Source organism: Brevibacillus antibioticus, assembly GCF_005217615.1.
Classification (GTDB): Bacteria; Bacillota; Bacilli; order Brevibacillales; family Brevibacillaceae; genus Brevibacillus; species Brevibacillus antibioticus.
This window is the reverse complement of sequence record NZ_SZNK01000001.1, coordinates 4,351,485-4,373,823: the sequence shown is the minus strand read 5'-3', so window position 1 is coordinate 4,373,823 and position 22,339 is coordinate 4,351,485. Positions and strand designations below refer to the sequence as shown.

Annotated in this window: 19 protein-coding genes and 1 riboswitch; of the genes, 9 read left to right on the top strand and 10 right to left on the bottom strand. The window is 49.2% G+C overall.

From position 1 onward, the window contains the following. Positions 1 to 191: 191 nt before the first annotated feature. The 8 genes from E8L90_RS20955 (at position 192) to E8L90_RS20915 (ending at position 9,825) form a co-directional block, all read left to right on the top strand. Entirely contained in the window at positions 192 to 1,106 is a 915-nt protein-coding gene (locus E8L90_RS20955) for a LysR family transcriptional regulator (RefSeq protein WP_137031185.1), read from the top strand. A gap of 106 nt (positions 1,107 to 1,212) precedes the next feature. Next, the gene (locus tag E8L90_RS20950; protein WP_137031183.1) at positions 1,213 to 2,292 is read left to right on the top strand and encodes a DUF418 domain-containing protein; all 1,080 of its coding nucleotides are present in this window, start codon (positions 1,213 to 1,215) and stop codon (positions 2,290 to 2,292) included. Positions 2,293 to 2,391: 99 nt separating this feature from the next. Then, a complete protein-coding gene (locus tag E8L90_RS20945) occupies positions 2,392 to 3,495 on the top strand; it encodes a citrate synthase/methylcitrate synthase (RefSeq protein WP_137031181.1) in 1,104 nt (367 codons plus the stop codon). Positions 3,496 to 4,152: 657 nt separating this feature from the next. Beyond that, the gene (locus tag E8L90_RS20935) at positions 4,153 to 5,181 is read left to right on the top strand and encodes an NADH:flavin oxidoreductase/NADH oxidase (RefSeq protein WP_137031179.1); all 1,029 of its coding nucleotides are present in this window, start codon (positions 4,153 to 4,155) and stop codon (positions 5,179 to 5,181) included. Between the two features lie 216 nt (positions 5,182 to 5,397). After that, on the top strand, positions 5,398 to 6,783 hold the full coding sequence (gene pdxR, locus E8L90_RS20930) for a MocR-like pyridoxine biosynthesis transcription factor PdxR (RefSeq protein ID WP_137031178.1): 1,386 nt from the start codon (positions 5,398 to 5,400) through the stop codon (positions 6,781 to 6,783). 103 nt (positions 6,784 to 6,886) lie between these two features. Then, positions 6,887 to 7,645, top strand: coding sequence for an HAD-IIB family hydrolase (locus E8L90_RS20925; RefSeq protein WP_137031176.1), 759 nt, complete (start codon positions 6,887 to 6,889; stop codon positions 7,643 to 7,645). A 411-nt stretch (positions 7,646 to 8,056) separates the two neighbouring features. Next, the gene (locus E8L90_RS20920) at positions 8,057 to 8,749 is read left to right on the top strand and encodes a M24 family metallopeptidase (protein WP_137031174.1); all 693 of its coding nucleotides are present in this window, start codon (positions 8,057 to 8,059) and stop codon (positions 8,747 to 8,749) included. Between the two features lie 449 nt (positions 8,750 to 9,198). After that, complete coding sequence (locus tag E8L90_RS20915) at positions 9,199 to 9,825, top strand: hypothetical protein (protein ID WP_137031173.1); 627 nt, start codon at positions 9,199 to 9,201, stop codon at positions 9,823 to 9,825. A gap of 525 nt (positions 9,826 to 10,350) precedes the next feature. On the opposite strand, the gene E8L90_RS20910 is transcribed toward E8L90_RS20915, so the two are convergent. The 10 genes from E8L90_RS20910 to E8L90_RS20865 form a co-directional block, all read right to left on the bottom strand. Beyond that, complete coding sequence (locus E8L90_RS20910; protein ID WP_137031172.1) at positions 10,351 to 11,166, bottom strand: ABC transporter permease; 816 nt, start codon at positions 11,164 to 11,166, stop codon at positions 10,351 to 10,353. Beyond that, on the bottom strand, positions 11,163 to 12,149 hold the full coding sequence (locus E8L90_RS20905; protein WP_137031171.1) for an ABC transporter ATP-binding protein: 987 nt from the start codon (positions 12,147 to 12,149) through the stop codon (positions 11,163 to 11,165). The genes E8L90_RS20910 and E8L90_RS20905 overlap by 4 nt, the downstream gene beginning before the upstream one ends. A gap of 17 nt (positions 12,150 to 12,166) precedes the next feature. Continuing rightward, positions 12,167 to 12,976: an ABC transporter permease gene (locus tag E8L90_RS20900; RefSeq protein WP_137031169.1), complete on the bottom strand. Its 810-nt coding sequence runs from the start codon at positions 12,974 to 12,976 to the stop codon at positions 12,167 to 12,169. 1 nt (position 12,977) lies between these two features. After that, on the bottom strand, positions 12,978 to 14,075 hold the full coding sequence (locus E8L90_RS20895) for an ArsR/SmtB family transcription factor (protein WP_137031167.1): 1,098 nt from the start codon (positions 14,073 to 14,075) through the stop codon (positions 12,978 to 12,980). A 152-nt stretch (positions 14,076 to 14,227) separates the two neighbouring features. Then, complete coding sequence (locus tag E8L90_RS20890) at positions 14,228 to 15,556, bottom strand: DUF4129 domain-containing protein (RefSeq protein ID WP_137031166.1); 1,329 nt, start codon at positions 15,554 to 15,556, stop codon at positions 14,228 to 14,230. Next, positions 15,553 to 16,605, bottom strand: coding sequence for a DUF58 domain-containing protein (locus E8L90_RS20885; RefSeq protein WP_244297333.1), 1,053 nt, complete (start codon positions 16,603 to 16,605; stop codon positions 15,553 to 15,555). Before E8L90_RS20885 ends, E8L90_RS20890 begins: the two co-directional genes overlap by 4 nt. 142 nt (positions 16,606 to 16,747) lie before the next feature. Next, the gene (locus tag E8L90_RS20880) at positions 16,748 to 17,686 is read right to left on the bottom strand and encodes an AAA family ATPase (protein WP_137031162.1); all 939 of its coding nucleotides are present in this window, start codon (positions 17,684 to 17,686) and stop codon (positions 16,748 to 16,750) included. Between the two features lie 48 nt (positions 17,687 to 17,734). Beyond that, complete coding sequence (locus E8L90_RS20875) at positions 17,735 to 18,961, bottom strand: MFS transporter (RefSeq protein WP_137031160.1); 1,227 nt, start codon at positions 18,959 to 18,961, stop codon at positions 17,735 to 17,737. Further along, positions 18,958 to 20,007, bottom strand: coding sequence for an ArsR/SmtB family transcription factor (locus tag E8L90_RS20870; protein WP_137031159.1), 1,050 nt, complete (start codon positions 20,005 to 20,007; stop codon positions 18,958 to 18,960). Before E8L90_RS20870 ends, E8L90_RS20875 begins: the two co-directional genes overlap by 4 nt. A 173-nt stretch (positions 20,008 to 20,180) precedes the next feature. Beyond that, entirely contained in the window at positions 20,181 to 21,485 is a 1,305-nt protein-coding gene (locus E8L90_RS20865; RefSeq protein WP_137031157.1) for a homocysteine synthase, read from the bottom strand. 88 nt (positions 21,486 to 21,573) lie between these two features. Beyond that, a riboswitch (SAM riboswitch) is annotated at positions 21,574 to 21,680 on the bottom strand. A gap of 311 nt (positions 21,681 to 21,991) precedes the next feature. Between E8L90_RS20865 and E8L90_RS20860 the strand changes: the two genes are divergently transcribed. Beyond that, positions 21,992 to 22,303 carry a rhodanese-like domain-containing protein gene (locus E8L90_RS20860; protein WP_137031155.1) on the top strand — a complete coding sequence of 104 codons (312 nt, stop codon included), beginning with the start codon at positions 21,992 to 21,994 and terminating at the stop codon, positions 22,301 to 22,303. The last annotated feature ends 36 nt before the right edge of the window (positions 22,304 to 22,339 follow it).

The window sequence follows — 22,339 nt, the reverse complement described above, 5'->3', positions numbered from 1 at the left end:
TCTCTTTGGTGAGTCTAAATGTGCGTAATGATTTTGCGCACTCGATTTTGTATTGTACCATAAGGAGTAAGATGGGGAACGATTTCCAGTAAATTTCTTCAAAAATGAGGAAGAAAGACCCAAAAGTTGCATTCTTCCTACTTTTGTATGCATATAGAACAAAGAAAAAGCGACAGCAGGGGGGAGATCACATGGATTTTCGCGTGCTGCAAACGTTTATGGTGGCGGCCACGACAGAAAATTTTCACCAGACAGCAGAAGCGTTGTTCATTGCGCAGCCTACTGTCAGCCAGCATATACGACAATTGGAAAAGGAATTGGGGATCAAGCTATTTGAACGGGTTGGCAAACGCGTTCGGTTAACAGCCGCGGGCAAACGCTACTTGCCACATGCAAAAGGACTTCTCCAACAGTGGCATAACAGTATGGAGGACTTGCAGGCTTGGAGACAGGGTTATCGGGAAAAGCTGCAACTGGCTGTTTCTCCGATTATTGCCCGTGCTCGTTTTTCTCATTTGCTGCACCGATACACCAAGCTCTATCCCGATGTAGATATCTCGATTAAAATTGTCGACTCCGTGGAAATTGGCCCGCTGGTTCAAAATGGACAAGCTGATCTGGGCTTAACCCGGATGGTGCCGGGAGAATTCCAGTTGTCTACTTATCTTTTGTACGAAGATCCTGTCGTTTTTGCAGTCCCTCACAGCGGCGGAGATATGGAGGCGCCCTTGCCTGATTGGGAGCAGGAGGTGCAATCGAACCGTTTGCTGACCCACAATCATCCGGGCTACTGGGATGAGTTGCTGTTGCTGTTGCGTCAGAGGGGACTTTCCTTGCGTACGATGGCTGTTTCGCAGGTAGACATTACAAAGCGGTTCATCGAGGATGGGTTGGGTGTTTCCTTTTTGCCTCGGACGGCTGTCGATCGGGAGTTGTTTGAAAATCGCTTTATTGAACTGCCCACACCTGGCCTTGTTTTGCCGAAGGTCGCTTCTTATTTGCTCGTACCCAAAGCAGGGATTAGCGAGCCAGCGCAGCATTTTATGGAAATCTTGCATTCCTTGTATCCACCGATGCCGCTTGTTCAGTCGGGTGGACGGACATAAAAGATAACAAGCCTGTAAGGTAGAGGTAAGGTGAATCAATACTTTTGATGAGCATATGTATGCTATACTGAACCCTGCTTAAAGACAGCAGGAGGGAATGACGAATATGCAGGCTGAACCTATCACACAGAAGGATCGGATTTATTCTATTGACATTGTAAGGGGATTGGCGTTGTTCGGGATTTTGCTGGTGAACTTGCCAGGCTTTATCATGTATTCGGAAGACGTTCCTATGCCAATAGAGGCAGGGATCGATGCATGGCTTCGCTTATGCTATGATCTATTCATTCAAACAAAATTTTTCGGGATTTTTTCGTTTCTGTTTGGCTTGGGTTTTTACATTTTCATGTCACGGGCTGAACAGCGTGGACAAAAAGTATTTCGTCTCTTCAGTAGGCGGTTACTCGCGATGTTTTTCATTGGTGTGATTCACGTCATTTTATGGTTTGGAGATATTTTGACGGTGTACGCATTGCTCGGCTTTTTACTGATGCCTTTTTATAGAAGAAAGTCTTCTACGATTCTAGCATGGGCAGCCAGTCTGGGAGGAGTGTACATGCTCACTCAAGGCGTGGCACTTGTACAGACGCTCAATGGTCAAGAAGTCTATCCGTTAGTAAAATCATTCCAGACGACACTGATCCCGATTTACGTGATGTTCCTGTTTGGTTTGTATGCGGGAAAACGCGGCTTGATTGCTCAAATTCGCGAGCATAAGCCGTTGTTGAAACGAATCGCTGCTACTACTCTTGTAATCAGTCTTCCAATCGCAGCAGGGATTGTGTGGGCCAGCGGTGTCGGCTTTGGTTCAAAGCTTGAACATGTGAATAAAATATTGGTTGATCTGAGTACGCTGCCTATGGCGCTGTGTTTGATAGCCAGCTTGTTTCTATTGCTGGATCGTGAACCGGCAAGGAAGGTTCTACAGCCATTTGCCTACACGGGACAAATGGGGTTAACGACTTATTTGGGTCAGACAGTCATCATGACCATTCTGATTTCTTTGTTCGATATTACAGCAATGCCGCTCTCTTCTTGGTTTTTGCTCGCGCTGCCAATCTATGCGTTTCAATTACTCGCAAGCTGGCTGTGGCTGAAGCGTTTTAATCGAGGTCCGATGGAAAAGCTGTGGCGCTTCCTTACGTACGGACGTAAAAAGAAGGCAGTTCCAGCTCCTGCTAACTGATTGTAAAATGTGATCAAAAACCCGGTTTTCTTTTATTTCCCTTCACGATTATGAATCGATTATACTGAAGAGAAAAAAGACGAAAATGGAGTGGTGATGATGACAAAACAACATCCTTTGGCTATCGGCTTGGATGGTATCGCCGTAGCAGAAACAGACCTTAGTTTGGTGGATGGAATTAATGGACTGCTGGTGTACCGCGGTCATTGGGCGCGTGATTTGGCTATTCACCATACATTCGAGGAAGTGGCACACCTGCTCTGGTTCGGACATTTGCCTAGCGAGCAGGAGTTGAATGTTTTAAAAGATAAGTTCAAAGCAAACCGTGAGCTGCCGGAGCACGTAAAGGGAATCCTGAAGCTGATCCCAGCAGATGTAGATATGATGAGTGTACTGCGTACAGGTGTTTCGGCCCTGGGCAGTTCCTCGCACGGCTTCCCGCCAACCATCGATGAGGTGATTGCGCTGGCTGCCAAGATGCCGACAATCGTTGCGTATCGCTTCGCTTGTCTGGAGGGCCGCGAGCCGCTGGCACCGAATCCGGAGCTGGATCATACAGCGAACTATCTGTATATGCTCAAGGGTGAAAAGCCGAAAGCGGCACATGTACGTGCACTGGATGCGTACCTGATTTTGACACAGGAGCATGGCATGAATGCATCCACATTCTCCGGTCGTGTCGTCAGTTCGACCGAATCCGATCTGATTTCTTCCATTACGGCTGCAATCGGAACCCTGAAAGGGCCTTTGCACGGCGGAGCACCATCTGAAGTGACGGAGATGATCGAGGCTATCGGCACGAAGGAAAACGCAGAGCCGTGGCTGCGCAACAAGCTGGAGAACGGCGGACGCTTGATGGGATTCGGACACCGCGTCTATAAAACAATTGATCCGCGTGCAACTGCTCTGCGCGTAGTTGCATCCGAGCTGTCGTCCAACGATCCGTGGTTCGATCTGGCGACACACGTAGAAAAAGTAGGCTTGCAGCTGCTGGAAGAGTATAAACCAGGCCGCAAGCTGAATACAAACGTAGAGTTTTTTGCCGCAGCTGTCATGCGCGCAGTGGGCTTGGACGACAATTTGTTTACACCAACATTTGCTGTGAGCCGTGTAGTCGGTTGGAGTGCGCACATTCTGGAGCAGGCAGGCAATAATCGCATTATTCGCCCGCAATCCAATTACATTGGCACGATGCCAGAATAATAAAGACGTTAATTATAAAAGCTATCCGTTATGCGGATGGCTTTTTTTGTGTTTTATAGATGTGGCTGCGGTGGGGAGAAGAATATTTCCAGTCTAGGCTCCAGGCTCCGTCCCGCTGAGGGCTGAGACTGTCCGCTCCGAAGGGATTCGCGGGGAAACGCAAAAGTGGTAGCCGCTTTGTCGCGCGGGCACGGTTGCGTTTCTTTTGCCCGCAAATCCCTTCTCCGCTCGGTCGGACTCCACAAGTCGCTACGTCTGGAAATATTCTTCTCTGTCGTAACAGATGACATCCTTACATTCTTTTAAGTCTTTTTAAAACCCGTTTAAGCAGGAAAAGCTCGTAGAGGAAACAGGAGAAAAAAGCGAAGATCTTTGGTACACCGACCGAGACGGAATGCAAAAAGCGAAACACGCTCTTAAGCGTCCACCTCTGAAAAACCTCCTGAAAGAACTACTTTGGACGCGGTTTCGCTTTTTGCATGGAGTCGGGCAGTGAATCCCTCAGCGGGTGGGACAAGAAGCTGAGCGTTTTCTCCTGTTTCCTCCCCACCACTACAGCCGGAAAAAAGTATTATATTGTTTTAACAAAGTGCAACTTGGGATTGCAGAACATGCTTACTTTTGGAATGATAATAAAAAAAGTAAGGAGTGGAGCAAATGGCGTTGTTGTCTACCCCGTTTCAGTTCAAAGGACTTAGCTTGAAAAATCGGATTGTCATGCCGCCGATGTGCCAATACTCTGTGGATGCACACGATGGAACACCAACGGACTGGCATTTTGTTCATTACGTTTCTCGTGCAGTAGGCGGAACAGGTCTGATCATCGTGGAAATGACCGATGTTGAGCCTGATGGCAGAATTTCCAACGGCGATTTGGGCTTGTGGTCTGACGAGCAGATTCCGGCGTATGCGCGGATCGTCTCCGAGGTTCATAAGTATGGGGCCAAAATTGGCATACAGATTGCTCATGCGGGCCGCAAAGCGGAAGACGCAGAAGTGCCTGTATCGGCGTCCGCGATTGCTTTCCCAGGGGCGCGCTACAAAACGCCACGGGCGTTGACGACAGAAGAAGTCAAGCAAATGGTCGTCAAGTTCCAGGACTCAGCGAGACGTGCGGTGGAAGCCGGGTTTGACACCATTGAAATCCACGGTGCGCACGGATACTTGGTTCACCAGTTCCACTCCCCTTTGACAAATCAGCGAGATGATGAGTACGGGCGGGATAAGGCGCTGTTTGGCGTGGAAATTATTCAGGCGATCAAAGAGGTCATGCCAGCTGACATGCCGCTGATCATGCGCGTCTCAGCCATAGAGTACGTAGATGGTGGATATGGGCTGGATTACAGCACGGAGCTATGCCGCCGTTACAAGGAAGCAGGCGTGGATATTTTCCATCTATCCAGCGGCGGGGAAGGACCAATTGGTTCAGCAGGTCGTCCAGGTGTTCATCCTGGCTATCAAGTACCATTGGCACGTGCAATTAAGCAGGCATTGAATGTCCCAGTCATTGCAGTCGGCAACCTCGATGATCCAAAAGTGGCGGAAGCATCAATTGGCAATGGCGATACGGATTTGGTAGCAGTCGGACGCGGCATGCTACGTGATCCTTATTGGGCACTGCATGCGATTCATGAGTTGTCTGCGGATGAGTTGCAGCCACCAAAGCAATATTCGAGAGCGTTTTAAGCGAGCAAAAGAGCGACGGGCTTTCCTTTTGACTGCATGGGTCGGAGGAGAGCCCTTTTTTACCGTGAGTCCTTGACACCTTTTGACAGTCCGTTTACCGAACTCGATTTCGAGGACGTTGACAAAGCCTTCTGGCAGATCGCTGACCTTTTGTTCATTCAGGCTTAATATAATATGTGGTAGACTAAAACAAAAAAGGAAGGGGGTTCCTGTTCGTTGCGAGAGCTTTCTGCCATTCGTTTTACAGAGGGAGAACCACTATTCATCCAAATCTATCACTATATCAAAGACGAAATATTGCGTAACCAAATCACGCATGAAGAATTTCTCCCCTCGATCAGAAGCTGTGCGCAATCGCTTGCTGTCAGCAAAAACACGGTAGAAGTTGCCTATCAGCTATTGGTATCGGAAGGGTACATCAGCAGCATTTCGAAAAAAGGATATCAGGTGACGTACAAAGCAGGACCTCCTTCCGGGCAGTACGCAGCGGAACGAGAAGACTCTCGTATACTGCCGATTCGCTATGACTTTCGCTATGGCAACATCGAGCTAGGGGTATTCCCTTTTCATCCGTGGAATAAGCTGCGCAACAAGCTCATTTCCTACCATCAGCGTACGTATATGGTGGAGGGTCTGGCTCAAGGCGAATACGTCTTGCGAAAAGAACTCTCGAAATTGCTGCATGAAACGAGAGGAGTCCTCGCCACACCGGAGCAGATCATTATTGGAGCCACCCCGCAACAGTTGGTGTCGATTGTCGTCCAGCTTCTGGACAGAGAGAAGCATGTGATTGGCGTAGAAAATCCGGGCTATGATGGTGCGAGAAATACGTTTCTCAACGGTGGCTACCATGTACATGGCATTTCCTTGGAGGCAGACGGTGTATCCATCGAAGAGCTGAGGAAAAGCGGGGCAAGCATCATGTACGTGAGTCCTTCCCAGCAATTCATCAACAAAATGACGATGTCTTTGGAGAAAAGAAACGAATTGAACCTGTGGGCGCAATCTTTGCCGCATTCTTATTTGGTGGAGGATGACTACGAATGGGAGTTCAAATATCAAGAGAGCTACATCCCTTCGATCCAGAGTCTGTCTCCCCAAAAGGTTGTTTACATGGGGAGGCTCTCCAAAGCATTGCTGCCGCTCGTAAACGTCAGCTACGTCGTCCTTCCTTACGAGTTGTTATCGCGATTTCACCAGCGCGTGCCTGAATACGATCAGCCTGTTTCTCGCTTGGACCAGTTGACGCTAGCGGCGTATTTGTCTGATGGCTATTGGCATAGGCATTTGCAGCACATGCGAAAAAACTACGTGGAAAAGCGAGAGGTGTTTCTTCAGGCAGTCGCTCGTTACATGGACGGGCGTGTGGAAATAGAAGGGAAGGATACGGGGCTACATGTATTTTTGACTGTAAAAAGTCAGTGTACGGAAGCGGAACTCATGGAGCGTGCCTATCAAAAAGGCGTAAAAGTCTACGGAACTGCTCGATACTGGCTGCATGATACAAGGGAGCATCCGACGGTATTGCTAGGATACGGAGCATTGACTCCCGACGATATTCAGGAGGGCATTCGCTTGTTGGCTAGTGCTTGGTTCGAGTAACTGATCAGCTCTCTGTCCCACTCATCTTGAACGATCTGTCCCTTTGGCCCAGGATGGCTATCCATTACGATGGACAGGACAGCGATTAGAAAGGGTGGGAAAAATGAAATTCATTTTTGATCTGGACGGGACGATCTGCTTCAAGGGTCGGCCGATCTCAACGAACATTTTGGATAGCCTGCTTGCACTCGAACAAGCGGGACATACCGTAGGTTTCGCCTCCGCAAGACCGTGTCGCGACATGCTGCCCGTCCTAGATGAGCGATTTTCCAACCATCTCCTCATTGGCGCGAATGGGGCGATGACACATCACCAAGGTAGCTTGCAGGGCTGCGTGCCGATCCCGGATCGTTTGGCACATGAAATCATCAGCATTCTCGATGATTATCGGGCGCAGTATTTCATCGATGACTCGTGGAATTACGCACATAATTGTGTGTCGACACACCCTTTTTTGAGCTATGTCGATCCCAATCGGACAGCAAGCCGCGTAGACGTGGATCAACTGAATGCCGTGCTGAAAATCCTGATTTTATCGTGTGACCGTTATGAAGAATTGCTGGCGAGAATCAAGGAACTCGACGTTACGCTACATTATCATTCGGCAGAAGGCATTCTCGACCTCACGTATCGGGGAGTGAATAAATGGGCTGCCCTGAATCGGTTCGATGTGGCAGGGGAGCCGTTCATCTGCTTTGGTAATGACATGAATGATTTGCCGCTGTTTGAAAAAGCGCATCATTCGGTATTAATTGGCGAGTATGAACCGCTGCTTGCATTAGCGAAGGAAAAAATCGCTATGGATGATCATGTGGAGCAATCTATTATCGCAAAATTGCGAGAGTTTGGCTCGGACAACTGAATGATGAACAAACGTCCGAATGTGGAGATCCGGACGCTTGTTTTCATCAACGATTATTGGATCATCTCGGCACAGCACCAACCGCATACACTTTGCAGCCGATCAGGATCTTCCCAGCAACAGGCTCTGCATCGCATGCTTCTTTCTCTGGGAGGATTGTGCCTGGAATAAGGCTCACGATCAGGATTATGAGGAGTAGAATATTGCACCAAACGACCATTTACTTTCTTGAATCCTTTGTTGCGGGATTTATTCCTTCTCAAGGATGATCACTCCTTTAGATGATATACGATAGGGTATGCTCAAAAAATTTTGATTGAATAGACATGCATCTCCAATTACAAAAAATGGATAAATCACTTGTTCTTATTCATTAGCGAGTGGTTGCATTGTGTGGGAGGTAATTAAATCATGAATCAATCATTGGAGAAGAGACATCAGGCACTGCGCGGAGCAGAGACCAAAGCTGAGTTTTTATTTACCACCATTGAAGAGAAGGGCATCATTCGCGGCGGTGTGACGGAAAAGGATATCAACAAAGAGATTTACGAGCTGGCCTTTCAATTGTTCGGGATCAAGAAATATTGGCATAAGCGAATTGTGCGAGCGGGAAGTAACACGCTGTTTCCGTACCGAGAAAATCCACCGAACTTGACTGTCGCTCCCGAAGATATTGTCTTTCTCGATTTCGGGCCCATTTTTGAGGACTGGGAAGCCGATCTCGGGCGGACGTATGTGCTTGGAAATGATCCGGTAAAACAAAAGCTGCGCGACGATATTGAAAAAGCGTGGGACGAGGGCAAGGCTTACTTTTTGTCCAAGCCGGATATTACGAGCAGCGAGCTGTTTTTCTACATGTGTGAGCTCGCCAAAGCATACGGCTGGGAGTACGGTGGACCGCACGCGGGACATCTCATCGGCGAATTCCCGCATGAAAAAATTCAGGGGGACGATATCGTGAACTATATTCACCCTGACAATCACAAGCCAATGAGTGAGTCGGATCATAACGGACACCCGCGTGATTGGATCTTGGAGGTTCATTTTATTGATCGGGAACGAGAAATTGGGGGATTTGTGGAGAAGCTGTTGACGGTGGAGTAGGGTATATTCCTTGCCCTTGGTGAATTATTGGAGATTCCGATTGTTCGTCGGAGTCTTTTTTTATTTTCACGGGTATGACATTTTAAGAGGCAGGGAAATTTGGTATACAGAATATCTATGATCCGCTGTTTGTTAGGGGGTGCTTATAATTCAAGGTGATCATCACTAGAAATTAGTTTATTCCCTTTAAAAGTTTTACTTAGGGGGCCGTTATTCAGCAAGAAATCTAACTTGATAACGGTACTCCTGCAAAATGAATGTCCTTCTCTAATCATAAGAACAATGTTGATGCTGCTGTACAAGAGCTATATTTTTAGTTAGACGGTGCTAAGGAAGTTTAAAAAATTGATAGATACTTATTAAAAATGTGCGATTATTCTTAAAGAATTGTAAAAAACAAATTAATTTGGTAATATATACCTGTAAATTAAAATCTAGGAGGTCTTGTGATGTTTGCTAAAAAGTCTTTACTATCTGCTGTAGCTACTGCTCTTCTACTGGGTGTTTCGGTTACTGGGGGTGGCATGAGTCCTGTATTTGCATCGTCCGTACAACAGAGCCCTCAACAAATAATGAGACTAATTGGGGATAAATATCAGGTTGGAGAAGTTCTTAGCGATAAAGATGCAGAATTAGTTAAAAAATATGCCTTTGAACCAAATCATGTTAAAACCTTAGCAGACGCTCAACCAGATAACTGGACAGTAACTGGAAGTGATTCAAACACAGCTTTTAATGCTTTTATATCGGGGACTGTATATGTTGGCTTAAACTTATGGGAAAATAATTTCAGAGCAGACCTGACAACTTACGTGAAGAAAGGAACACCAACGCATTATCAAAATTCAATCCAGCTGGATGCTTACGGTCTTGTAGGTGCAGGTGGAACAAAGATTGGGAAGACTGCTGAATTTGAGGTAAGCAGTGGTTGGACACCGAGTAGTAAATTACAATATAGCTCTACATTTGATCAACCGTTTAATGCATCAGTAGCTTATTACTACATAACTCCAAAAGGAGCAGTAAAAGGTGCAACTGGGTCCATAGAGATTGTAGGAGTCGGTAAAAAAAAATAAACTTTAAAACTACTCCTTATTTCCAAATGGAGTAGTTTTATTTGTATAATACAAATTAATTACAAATTTAAGAAAATGAGGTGTACTTATGGGGAGTGTAGGTTATCCTGGTCTCATGGTTCTGGTAGTTTTTGCGATTGTCGTTTCAGCAATTGTATATAAGATAGTAGAAAAGAAAAAAAGAAAAAGAGGCTAAAATCGCTAGCTGTTTCCCAAGCGCCTGTCGTTCCGTAGGTTAAAAGAGATTTGGATACGCTTGCTTTTACCAGTTTGTTAGACCCTCCGCTTGAAGGCATTCGACTACGGCCTGCAAAAAAAGGGGATTTCCCCGAACAAGTCAATCTGGATCAAGCCATACAATTACTTCCGTCTACCATGACCTGGAATGACATCCGAGAATGGCAGCAATGAGGAGCCAAGGCAAAAGAACTGGCTCCGGCTGCCGCCCCTGACTTTATCGAATGCTTCGTCGACTTCGCATCCCGAGGAATTCTCTCCTATCTCTACCCGAAACCCTGCTAGCACTTAATACATCACCATGTTCCCGGTCTTTTTCATATGCTTCTCCGCTTGCTTCAACAACACAAAGGTCGCAGTCACGAGCACCAGCAAAACAGCCGCGAGAAGTCCCATACTTGGGAGCATTGTTTGTAACGACGCTCCCTCCATCAGCAGCTCGCGAATGAGCTGGAGCGCGTAGGTCAGGGGAAAGCAAAAGGAAATGACCTTGGCCCAAACCGGAAAGGCCATCGGGGGCAGACGGACACCGGAAAAGATCAGCATCGGCTCATCCAGAACGGTGTACAGAAAGCTCGAATCGCGTGAAAACAGGAAGAGCACACAGAGAAAGCCGCCCCAGACGATGGCTGATACCAGCAAAATGAGGAAGGCGAGCGGAGGCGCCCACCAGCCGCTTAGCTGAATGCCATCGACAAAATACAAGGCTAACAGGGCAAAGCAAAAGAACAGCCAGACTCCTTCAATCAGCGAGGAAAGCGAACGCCCATACAGAAAAGCGAGTCGGTTGACCGGGCTGATGAAGATCATTTCCATGGTTCCTGCTTGCCGTTCAAAGCTCATTTGCCAGGACGACTGCACCAGGCACCAATAAAAGATATAGCCTAAATAGCCAGTCAGCAGGAACAAGGGCAACTGCTCGTAACTGATGAACCGGGCTAGAGGGGAATCAGCTCCCATCCGAAACGGGGCAAACGAATAGTACGCAGTCACGAAATTGATGACAGGCCAGACCAAAAGCGAGAAGTAGATCATTTTGCTGTGAAACGAATGGCGGTGCTCCTTGATGATTTCGGCCAAAAGCAGGCTGCCTAGCTGTTTCATGCCCCCCTCCGATCTGCCATGTGCAGGATAACGTCCTCCAGTGATGGCTGTTGGGTGGAGAGACGCAAGACAGGGGATTGGTGAGCAGCCAAGAGGGAGAGCAGCGGAGTCGTCATATCCGTTTTTCCCCGTAATGTCACTTCCCAGGTCTGCTCGTCTGTTTCTGCGATTTCATGTGAACCGCCGTAATCAAGAACCAGCCTGCGCAGATCGTAATCGAGTGAGTCTGAGAGAGAGGGGATCACTACCTGTAAGGCGGTATCCAGGTGGAGCGATTTGGTCAGGTGCTCCGGTGTATCATGCGCCACGAGCCTTCCTTTATCGATGATGTATACCTCGTCGCAAAGCTCTTCTACCTCATGAATGTAGTGGCTGGTCAGCAGAATGGCTTTTCCATGCTGAGAAGCGAGCTCACTCACATGCTTGCGAAGCTGCCGAGCAATGGGGGCGTCCAAGCCGAGAGTCGGCTCGTCCAGGAACAGGTAGCGCGGGTCATTGATCAGGCCGCGGGCGATTTGCAGTCGTTGCTTCATGCCTTTGGAATAACGCTCGACAGGGGTGTTGGCTGCCTCAAACAGGCCAACCTGCAAGAGCAATGAATCGATCCGATCGCGCAAGGCCTGCCCTTGCAAACCGTATAGACTGCCGAAATATTGCAGGTTTTCCCGCCCGGTCAGCCGCCAGTACAGCATGCGCTCGCCCCCTGCGATCATATTGACCTTGGCCTTGACGAAACGATCGTCCTTTACCGCGTCATAGCCGTCTACCGTGATCTTGCCGCTGGTCGGGGTGAGTAGTGTGGAGCACATCTTGATCGTTGTTGTTTTTCCTGCACCATTAATGCCTAACAATCCAATAATTTTGCCGGGTACCATGCGAAAAGACAGATCAGCAACTGCCTCGACCTCTGTCCATTGCTGGCGAAACCAGCCCTTTTTCTCCTTCACTCGGTATACCTTGCGTACATTTTCTGCAAGTAGCATGATGGTTGACCTCCTCGTTATCCAAAAATTGATTCCATGACGCGTTTTTCCATCCGACGAATGCCCCACACCCCAATGACGAGATAGACGAGGGACAGGACTGCCATATGAAACAGCTGTGGGGAAACAGCATGCAGCGGCGCCCCTTGAATCACGCATTGCCGAAAAGCATCCAGCGCAGGCGCGAGCGGCATGATGAGACCGAGTGGTTGCACCCATTCAGGCAAATACGGAATCGGGAACGTTACCCCACTGACAAAGGCCATCACGGCAAACAACGTGTTTTGTGTGATGTACGTATCGCGGAACCAAAGCATGAGGCTGCCCAATACGAGCGCCTGACAAAAGAAAGCCCCTGTAGACAATATCCAGACAAGGATGGCGCTCCATACGTTTGTATGAGAAAGGGTCAGCCCAAACAACGCCCCTACAAGTACGATCACCGAAAATTCAAACAAGGTACGCATGAGCTGTTGAGCGACATTCCCTAAAAAATACCCCCTGCGCAAGGAAGGAGTGAGCAAAACCGCCTCCAAGGTCCCTTCCCGTAGCTCCGTAATGAGTGAGCGGCTGACATTCATCAAGGTCGAGACGGCAAACGCATAAAAAGCCCCGCCGAGGATGGCGTATGACAAGTAATCGGACGAGCCGGTGAGATGTGCGAAATTCTCGTCCAACTGCCCGGCAAATACATAGTGATAGGCGAAGAAGGCAAACAGCACCGTGTACACCCCGGAAAAAATGTGGCCGATGACAAACGACCACGGATAGGCACGAATCATTACGAGGGTATTGCGGATAAAGGTAGCTTTGGCGACATGAAACACGTTATTTCCTCCGTTCTGGGGGATGTGATAAAGCAGGTGGAGAGATAAGTTCGGGAACAGGCATATCGATGAACTCATGCAGATCGACGGCGAGTTGTTCCAGCCGGTAAGCAATCGCGCGGTAAAACACATACCGTCCCCGCCGTTCACTCCAGATAAAGCCTGTGTCTACCAACAGATTCAGGTGCTTGTTAACGGCAGGTTCACTAATGTTGTGCAGGTCAGCCAACTGCTGCGTGCAGTAAGGATGAGCCAATAATGATTTGAGAATCGCCGTCCGCGTCGGATCACTGAACACCTTCATTTTGTTGATGAAGTCAGCGGGAATCACCGAGGTGGCTCTGGTGCCGGGAACTTCAACGAATAAGCCCACGGAGATATGGTCGTCATAAATGCCGAGCAACAAATGCGGCGCGATAAAAGTAGAGACACGCAAATGGATACGCGCCAGCTCCGAATAGCCAAATGTGTACGTTTTGGCCTTATGAAATTGCAAGAAGTCTTCATGCACCTTCAAGCGCGGGTGTATCTGCGACAAAAACGGAATTGGATCAAGCTTGATCTGCTCTTGTGCTTCATGTACGGCGCGGACGAGCCACGGTTCAATCCGCCGTTCTTCTGCCTGGAAAAAAGGCAGGTAGTCGTAGCAAAACTCGAGAAAACTGCGCTTGGTCGAGAGCGGATGGCGCAAAAGCTCCCGATGCTCCGGTTTCAGTTCATCAAAAATCTCGTCCGTACGTCCTTGCATCCAAGCGTGAAGCTGTCTGGGATGATAGATGGGACCGATCATGAGTTGGGCAAATTCGCCAGCATCCATCGCTTGTACACGCTCCAATGCGGCCTCAACAGAATGCTCAAAGCACTCCTCCCAAGGCGCCAGGAAGTCCATGGCATCGAGAAACTGATTGGACATGGAACTAAAAAAGTGAAGCTTTTTCAAGAACGGGGCAGGTAAAGCAGTGAGCAACTCCTCCGCCCAATGCAAGCGGGAGGTGTGATGCGCAGGCTTTGCAAGCACATGGAGACTTAAGAAAAACTCATAGCCAGGTATGTATGCGACATGCAGATGCTTACGCAGCCAGTCAGGCAAATCTTGCACCGAGCATTCTCCTTTCTTTTTCAATTAACCATTCGGTGAATTTAATTTTGGAGTGGGCAAAATTGAAGAAATTATGCCGGAGGGGGATCTCGATGTCAAGAGAAAAAGAAAACAACCACGGCTAACGCATAGCACGTGGTTGTGGAAGGGTATTACGTCTCAGAGAAACGAGAGCCGAGCATTTGTACGGCTTGCTGCATTGCTGTCAAATCCGCTTCGGGAAGAGATTGTTCCTGATAGCGATATTGCTGATAATAACGTGTGATGCGAGCGACTGCATCCAGTTGACCTGCATCTAGCAAGGGCTGTTCGCGCAGGCGATTGAAAAATTCTTGGGGTGTTTCATGCAACTTGATTGGCACTCCTCGCTTCTCCATGAGGACAAGGAATTGATAGTAAGCGTACCTGGTGGGATCATCCTCTGGGCCAACGGGCTGTTTGAACCATTTGGCAGAGCCATCTTCTGCGCTTTCTTCACTGGTAGAGGGAGGAACAGTGGTCAATATGGTATTTTGTGCAGCCGCCACTTCTTTTTCCAGTGAAATCGACCCCTTGAAGCGCTTTTTCCAGATGTATCGGCCCAGCAGGATCACACAGGCGAGGATGAAGGCAATGATTAAGTATGGCTGCAGAACAGAAAAGAGTGACTCTCCGAGCTGTACCTGCACGCTGGGATTATCTGGTTTTTGTCCTGTACTGTCCGTTACTAACTTAATCGCTGCTTGTTTTTGGTTCGCCCTTTCGTACAAGTGTTCAAACAATTTCACAATGAAAATAAGCACGGGCTCAAAGAGCGTATACAGTGCGGCGCTGACAGGTCCTTTTATCCAACTCCAGATCCAATAGATGAGGCTAAGTACGATAGAGCTGACAGCCAAATAGCCCGCGATCAAAAAAATACGAGTGCCGAGCACTTGACTGCCGAGTAGCAAGCGAATGCGAGCGGGCAGCCTCGTAGAAAGTGATCCTTCCCGCAGCACGAACGCCCCAATTGCTACCAACATATAGCTGAGAGTAATGAGGACAAGCATGGAAAAAGAAGCTCCGAGCGAATAGGAACCCGGGTCAACGATGGAGGTGTAAAGCACTGCTATCACGAGCTGTATCAGGCCCGCCATCAGTGCCAGAACAAATCTCCGTTGCAGACTGTCATGTCGATAACCTTCCGAGGCAGCACTTTGTACTCGCCAAAAATAAACAGCAGCCAGTACCAGCGCGATGAGCCAAGAATCGTAGAGGTAGAAGCTGCCCATTCCTATGAAAAACACAAGGGGATACAGTAACAGATGGAGCATAAATCGACCGCCACCACCGTAGTGCAACCAGCTCCCAGCCAGGAGAAGGATCGCTGCCGCTAGGCAAAACGTGAGCAGTTGACCAAAGCCCGCTGTCATATACCCAAACAATATCAAGCAAACGCCCATCAGCATGGCCTCCAGCCAAAACGCGAGCGTCCAGCGGCCCATCAACGAGAGTGTCATCCCATCATCACGCTCCTTTTTTTCAAGCGAGCATGCAAAAAGCGCTGGATGATGACAGGGTCAGAAGAAACATCCAACACCGCAACCTGATGACCGCATTGAATAAGGCGCTCCGCAGAGGCTTGTACGGATGGGTCCATTCGTGGTGTCACAATGAGAATGGCTTCCTTCCCATGTGCTCCCTCTAACCGGCGAAGAACAGGCTCCAGTGGCGTCGTCACAAAATGGTGCATTTGCGCCAGTTGGGTCATGACGTGCAAGTGGTGTGCTTTTCCACTTCCCGCAGGCAAATGAAAATGCTCACGTCCTCGTTGCTTCACGGTGAGATACAGCTCGTATCCGACCGCTTGTTTCCTGCACAGGCTAGCTAAAGCCGCAAGACAGGAGATGGTCCGTTCATTGGCGATATCGTTATACTTTTGCATCATTGGTTCATAGGAGGGCAGGATGTGCCCGACAATTCGCCAGTTTGGATGGGCTGTATATTCGAAAAGACGCGTCTCCAGAGAGCCTGTTTTGGCGGTTGCCTTCCAATGGATGTGCTTGAAACGGTCGCCTGGCATGTACGACCGAACGCCACGCTGAAAAGTGACATCGTCCTGTTGGCGCTGACGAGAGAGCCGGTTCCCGTCCGGTTCCGTTTTAGCGAGCACGACGGGAGAAAGAGCAAGAGGCAACGGATAGACCAGCAAGGAAAAGGAAACGGACAGTGTCATGGCGGTAGGCTCCTCACCCAATAACGGCAATGTCTCGGATTGAACATCCGTCAGCCAGACCGTACCTCGTTTATTCGGGATGAGAATCAAGGTGCGTGTGGCACTTTTCCTAATCGGCAGATCAAATCGCAAGCGAACGCTCGTCCGATGATTGAGGATTCGCACCTCGTCTGCGCCTTCCACTAAGACATGCTCCGGCAGTGTGAAGCGAAGCCAGGTAACAGGCAAAGGCAGCCACGAACGATTGTGCAAGCGAACTGTAATGTGCACGGGTGTCCCTGACAGGACGCGCGTTTGATCACTGGACCATTCGAGCGACACCCATTTGGACATGGACTTGGCCCACCAGTCTTGGGCAGCGGGGAGAAAAAAGAAAAAGCCCCCAAACAGAAAGAAAAACCAGTGGCCCGAAAAAACGGCGAAAAGCAGCAAGACAAAACCGATTACGTGAAAGGTTTGCTTGGTGATCATAGCGCTACACGCTTTCTTCGACGGGAGCGTGGACGCTGGTCAAGATTTGCTCCACGACTTCCTGTTCCGTCACATGCAGCTCTGCTTCCATGGAGAGGCGGATGCGGTGAGCTGCCAGACTTGGAAACACCACTTTTACATCATCCGGTAAGACATACGTACGACCGGAAACGAACGCGTAGGCCTGGGCGGATCGCAACAGGGCGAGCATGGCGCGCGGACTGATGCCCACCTCAACCGAGCGATGCTGGCGAGTTGCTTCCGTCAGATCGATGATATAGTCTTCCACCGGTTGGCTGACGTGAACGGTCGTGACCTCGCGTTGCAGAGCTGCAATTTGTTCGACAGTGATGACCGGCTCGACAGCATCTAAGGGGGAGCCGCTGCGGAATCTCCGCAAAATGTCTTTGGCATCCTCTCGCGTACCGTAGCCAAGAGACAGCTTGAAAAGGAAGCGGTCCAACTGTGCTTCCGGCAGCGGATAGGTCCCTTCCGATTCAATCGGATTTTGGGTAGCAATGACCAGCATGGTTGATGGGAGTGGCAGTGTGACGCCTTCAATCGTAACCTGGCGTTCCTCCATGCATTCCAGCAAGCCGGATTGAGTCCGGGGAGTGGCCCTGTTTATTTCATCTGCGAGCAAGACATCAGCAAAAACAGGTCCCTTGCGCAATTCAAATTCACTGGTTCGTTGATTGAAAACATGTAGACCGACGACATCAGAAGGCAGTAAATCGGCAGTAAATTGCAGGCGGTTGTAAGAGCCGCCAATCGCTTGCGCCAATGTTTTGGCAAGCACGGTTTTTCCCATTCCGGGCAAGTCCTCCAGCAATACGTGACCACGAGCGAGCAAGGCTGTTACCAATAGGCGGATCTGACTTTCTTTGCCCACGATGACGCTTGCGACAGCATGCTGAAGGTTATCCAATGTCGGATGAGTCATGAAAATTCTCCTTTTTCCATTCAAAATTGAGGGGGCGCACAGATTTCATTATATATGGAATATCCTGTTATTTACAAATTTTCGAAATAATACTCCCGCCAGCGAAGCAAGTACGATGACGGCACCTACAGAGATATAAAGAGGGCGCATCCCTACCTGATCGCTCAGCTGTCCGCCAAGCCAAATACCGACGGGCATCGTCGCACGCACGATGAGCAGACGGACAGAGAGTACACGCCCCATTAGCTCGGAAGGAACATGAAGCTGATACAGGCTTGTGCTATGTACTTGGAAAAAAGGAGCAAACAGACCAGCCAACAGTTCGATGGTGATTGCGAGCCAGATTTCATGGGTAAAGCCTATCGCAACAAAGCTCAAGCCGCCTACTACCAGTGATCCCAACATGATCAGGGGCTGTCCGAAGCTACTGCGGAAGCGAGGCACGAGCAAGGAGCCGAAGAAATATCCCAACGGATAGCCAGCCAAAAACAAGCCTACATGAAACGAGGTGCCTTGTAGCTCGCCGGCTACAAAAGGCAGGTTTAGTACGAGTGTGACTCCGACAGCAAATTGGACGAGAGCTGAGTACAGGCCAAGCCAGAGCAGAAGGGGCTTCTGCCAAAAAATCGCAAGACCAGCCTTAAACATGACGAACCACGATTGCTTCTTGTTGACGGTATCCGCTGGGGCGATTGGACAAAGAACCAGAAAGAAACCGCTGAGCGCATAGCTGATCGCGACCAATGCGAGTACTGACTCACCGCCGATACTCGCCACGAGAATCCCGGCCAAAGGCGGACCTGTAATCAAGGCAATTCGCAGGACGCTATCCAAATAGGCATTGGCTTGGAGGAGCTGCTCTCTTTTGACCAGAGCAGGGAGGAGCGACTGGCTGGCTGGCACATACAGCGGTTGAACGAGACCGTTGATCAAGGCAGTGAAATACAGCGGCCAGAGTGATTCGGTCCCGGAAGTAATGATCGCAAAGGACAAACAAAACGCAGCAGCTCGCATCCATTGAGAAAAAATCATGACACGCTTCTTATCGAATCGGTCGATGTACGGTCCGGCTACCAACTGAATCGCGAGCGACGGCAAGAAATATAGCAGCCACATCTGTCCGACCGCACCTTGTGAGCCTGTTGCCTGATAAATTAACCAGCTATTGGCGAGGGTACCGAGTGAGGCGCCGAGTTCTGAAATGAGCTGACCGAAAAGAATCCAACGATAAGAACGCTGCTGCCAGACTGACGCTTGTACCGCGGTTTGGTTCATGGAGTGCTCCTGTCCAGGAATTCATCCCACATCGGGGGGAGCTTGTCCAGGGTATGACGGCGGAGTCTGTAACGGGAGCCTGCTGTTTCAACGAGATGGGCAGACCGCAGCATGGATAGGTGATGGTGCACTGTCGATTTCGCCATGGAGAGTTGATCTGTTATCTCTTGCAGGCTCAGGTCCTTTTCCACCAGCATTTTGATCATGCGTAGCCTGTGCTCATCTCCGAGTGCTTTTAAGGCTTGCACCAGGTAAGGGGGTGGCTGATGAGGATCTACAGCATCGTGCAAATTTTCGTCGGCAACAGGGTAATAAAAAATTTTCGTCCCGACAGCATCGGCCTGTACGGTCCACGGGCGATAGATCGCTTGTGGAATCAGTAGTACGCGTGGCACGGCAGGCTCTGGGAGGTAGCTCGATCCCGTCGCATACTCCACCAAGGCTTCTGGGTTTAGCTTTCCTAGCTTGTTTTGCTTTTGCGACCAATCCCGTTCTAGCATGCGAACGATTTCTTCCTCATGCGGCTTGATGTGAGTGGTATACCAGCCTTCCATCAATCGGAGAATATGACCCCGCAGCTCTTCTGCATCAACGGAGGCAATATGTCCGATATAAGATTCAAAAAAGAGGTGCGCGCGGCACGCTTCCTGTAAAGCGGCGCAATTCTCCTTGCATCCTTGTGCAGCCATCCGCCGTGTTTCCTGCATATTTTCACCTAGATAGGGGAGGGCCTCGTATCGGAGCTGTTCTGTTGAGAGCTCTTTGACATACGAGAGAAAGGAATCCAGATCAGCGAAAGGGCAAAGATCGAGCAGTTGCAAAAGCGTCTTCCACGTGTTGTGCTCCTTCGCATAGTCGACCTCTTGCCGTACAGAAGGTGATAGCTCGTCCAATAGTTGACGCCAGTAGGTAGGAGGGTGTTCCATCGTGTGATGCAATTGATCGTAGGTAGCGGCAGCGATTCCCAAGGCAGCTTCGAATAAAGGAGAATACGAGATTTCTACGCGATACGTTGTCCGTTCACTTCCGATGTTCAATACTTTCACGTCTATCCATCCTTCCAAAAATTTCATCTTTGCTCGTATTATAGAAAAATCGAATTTAAAATTCAATATTTTTCGAACTAAAACTAAAAAAAGGGAAGAAGGACCTCGCAGCTCAAAAAAGAGGTCCTTCTTCATTTGGAGGCATCGCATGTTCAAGTTTCCTGGCGAAGCTATCAACCTACCGTGGACAATTGCAACGCACGCTGCAGTGCTTGCTCCAGATCAGAGAGAATATCGTCGATTGATTCTGTGCCGACTGAGAGGCGAATAAGTCCTGGGGTCACTCCGGCTGCTGCCTGCTCTTCTTCCGTCATCTGCTGATGTGTTGTGCTAGCTGGGTGAATGATGAGTGACTTGGAGTCTCCAACATTTGCGAGATGGGAGAACAGTTTCACCGACTCGATCAATGTTTTTCCTGCCTCAACACCACCGCGAATTCCAAAGGTCAGGATCGCCCCAGCACCTTTTGGCAAATATTTCTGTGCCAATTCATGCTGGGAGTCTGACTCCAGTCCCGGATAACTCACCCACTCTACGGCAGAGTGATTGGTGAGGAACTGAGCTACTGCCAAGGCGTTCTGGCTATGCCGTTCAATGCGTAGATGTAGAGTTTCTAATCCTTGCAGGAACAAGAAGGAGTTGATCGGGGCGACTGCTGCTCCAATATCGCGTTGGAGCTGGACCCGTGCCTTGATAATATAGGCAAGCGGACCGACTGCCTCGGTATAGACGACGCCATGGTAGCTTGGATCTGGTGTGGTCAGACCTGGGAATTTTCCATTGTTCCAGTCGAATTTTCCAGAGTCTACGATGATACCGCCTATTGCTGTTCCGTGGCCGCCGATGAATTTGGTGGTGGAGTGCACGACGATATCGGCCCCGTGCTCAAAAGGACGGCACAAAATCGGGGTCGCAAAGGTGTTGTCCACGATCAAAGGTACGCCATTTTCGTGAGCAATATGGGCGATCGCCTCGATATCAGCGACATCAATGCGCGGGTTGCCGATGGTCTCGCAAAACACGGCTTTTGTCTTTTCGTTGATATAAGCGCGGAAATTTTCCGGGTTAGATTGATCTGCAAAATGAACCTTGATTCCGAGGCGGGGAAGAGTGTGGGCGAACAGGTTGTAGGTACCGCCGTAGAGGCTGCTGGAAGCGACGATCTCGTCTCCTGCATGGGCAATATTTAAGATGGCGAATGTAATGGCAGCTTGCCCGGATGCGGTCGCGAGTGCACCAACACCACCTTCGAGCAGGGCAACACGCTTCTCAAACACATCCTGCGTGGGATTCATGATGCGTGTATAGATGTTCCCAAACTCTTTTAAACCAAACAGATTCGCTGCATGCTCTGTATCGCGAAAAACATAGGAGGTCGTCTGATAGATCGGAACAGCACGTGAGCCTGTTACAGGGTCAACCTCCTGCCCACCATGTACTGCAAGTGTTTCTGGCTTCCATTGTTGTTGATCGGACATGTCCATCTCTCCTTTTACTATGGGGATCGGCTAATAAAAAAACGGAGCATTCTCCTGAGAAGAAGAAGCTCCATCATGCACGGGCTTGTGTTCATCTCTCAGAATCACTGGATTCTGCAGGAATTGGCACCATGCAGCTAGCCTGCTGGTTGCCGGGTTTCGTAGGGCCTGTCCCTCCACCGCTCTTGATGAAAATAATTGTTGTCGTAATTGTATGAAAATAAATCCTTGCTGTCAATGTGAAATATACAGTTATCAGGGAGGTTTTTATGTATATATGGATGAAAGGTGTTCACTCATGCCATTAATTTGTAACGGTTTTGTCTCAGGCTGTTCACATCCCATGTGGCTATTACCGCAGTGAAATAGGAGATAATGGTAGAAAATAGGGAGCACGGATGCATGGGGAAGCCAAGTGCTCTTCGCGTTAGAAAAGTAAAAAAGCGTATGATATCATGGAGGTGGTTACAACTGATCTGATCGTACATATAGGAGGATAAATAGCGATGAGCCATGGAGTAAAGGAAATGACACCACAAGAGCTGTTGGAAAAGCTGGAAGCCAATGAGGAACTGCAAGTCATTGATGTACGCGAAGTCGATGAGTGGAATGCAGGTCACATCAAAGAGGCAAAGCTGATCCCGCTCGGCTTTTTGCCACATCGTATTGATGAGCTGGATAGGGACATTCCGATTGTGATGGTTTGCCGTAGTGGTGCCAGAAGCCATAATGCTACAGCGTATTTGAGTGAACAAGGATATGACGTGGCAAATATGGTTGGCGGCATGCTCGCATGGCCAGGTGAAGTGGAACAATAAGAAGTTTAAGTAACAGTGTGAATGCCTCCCGTGTGT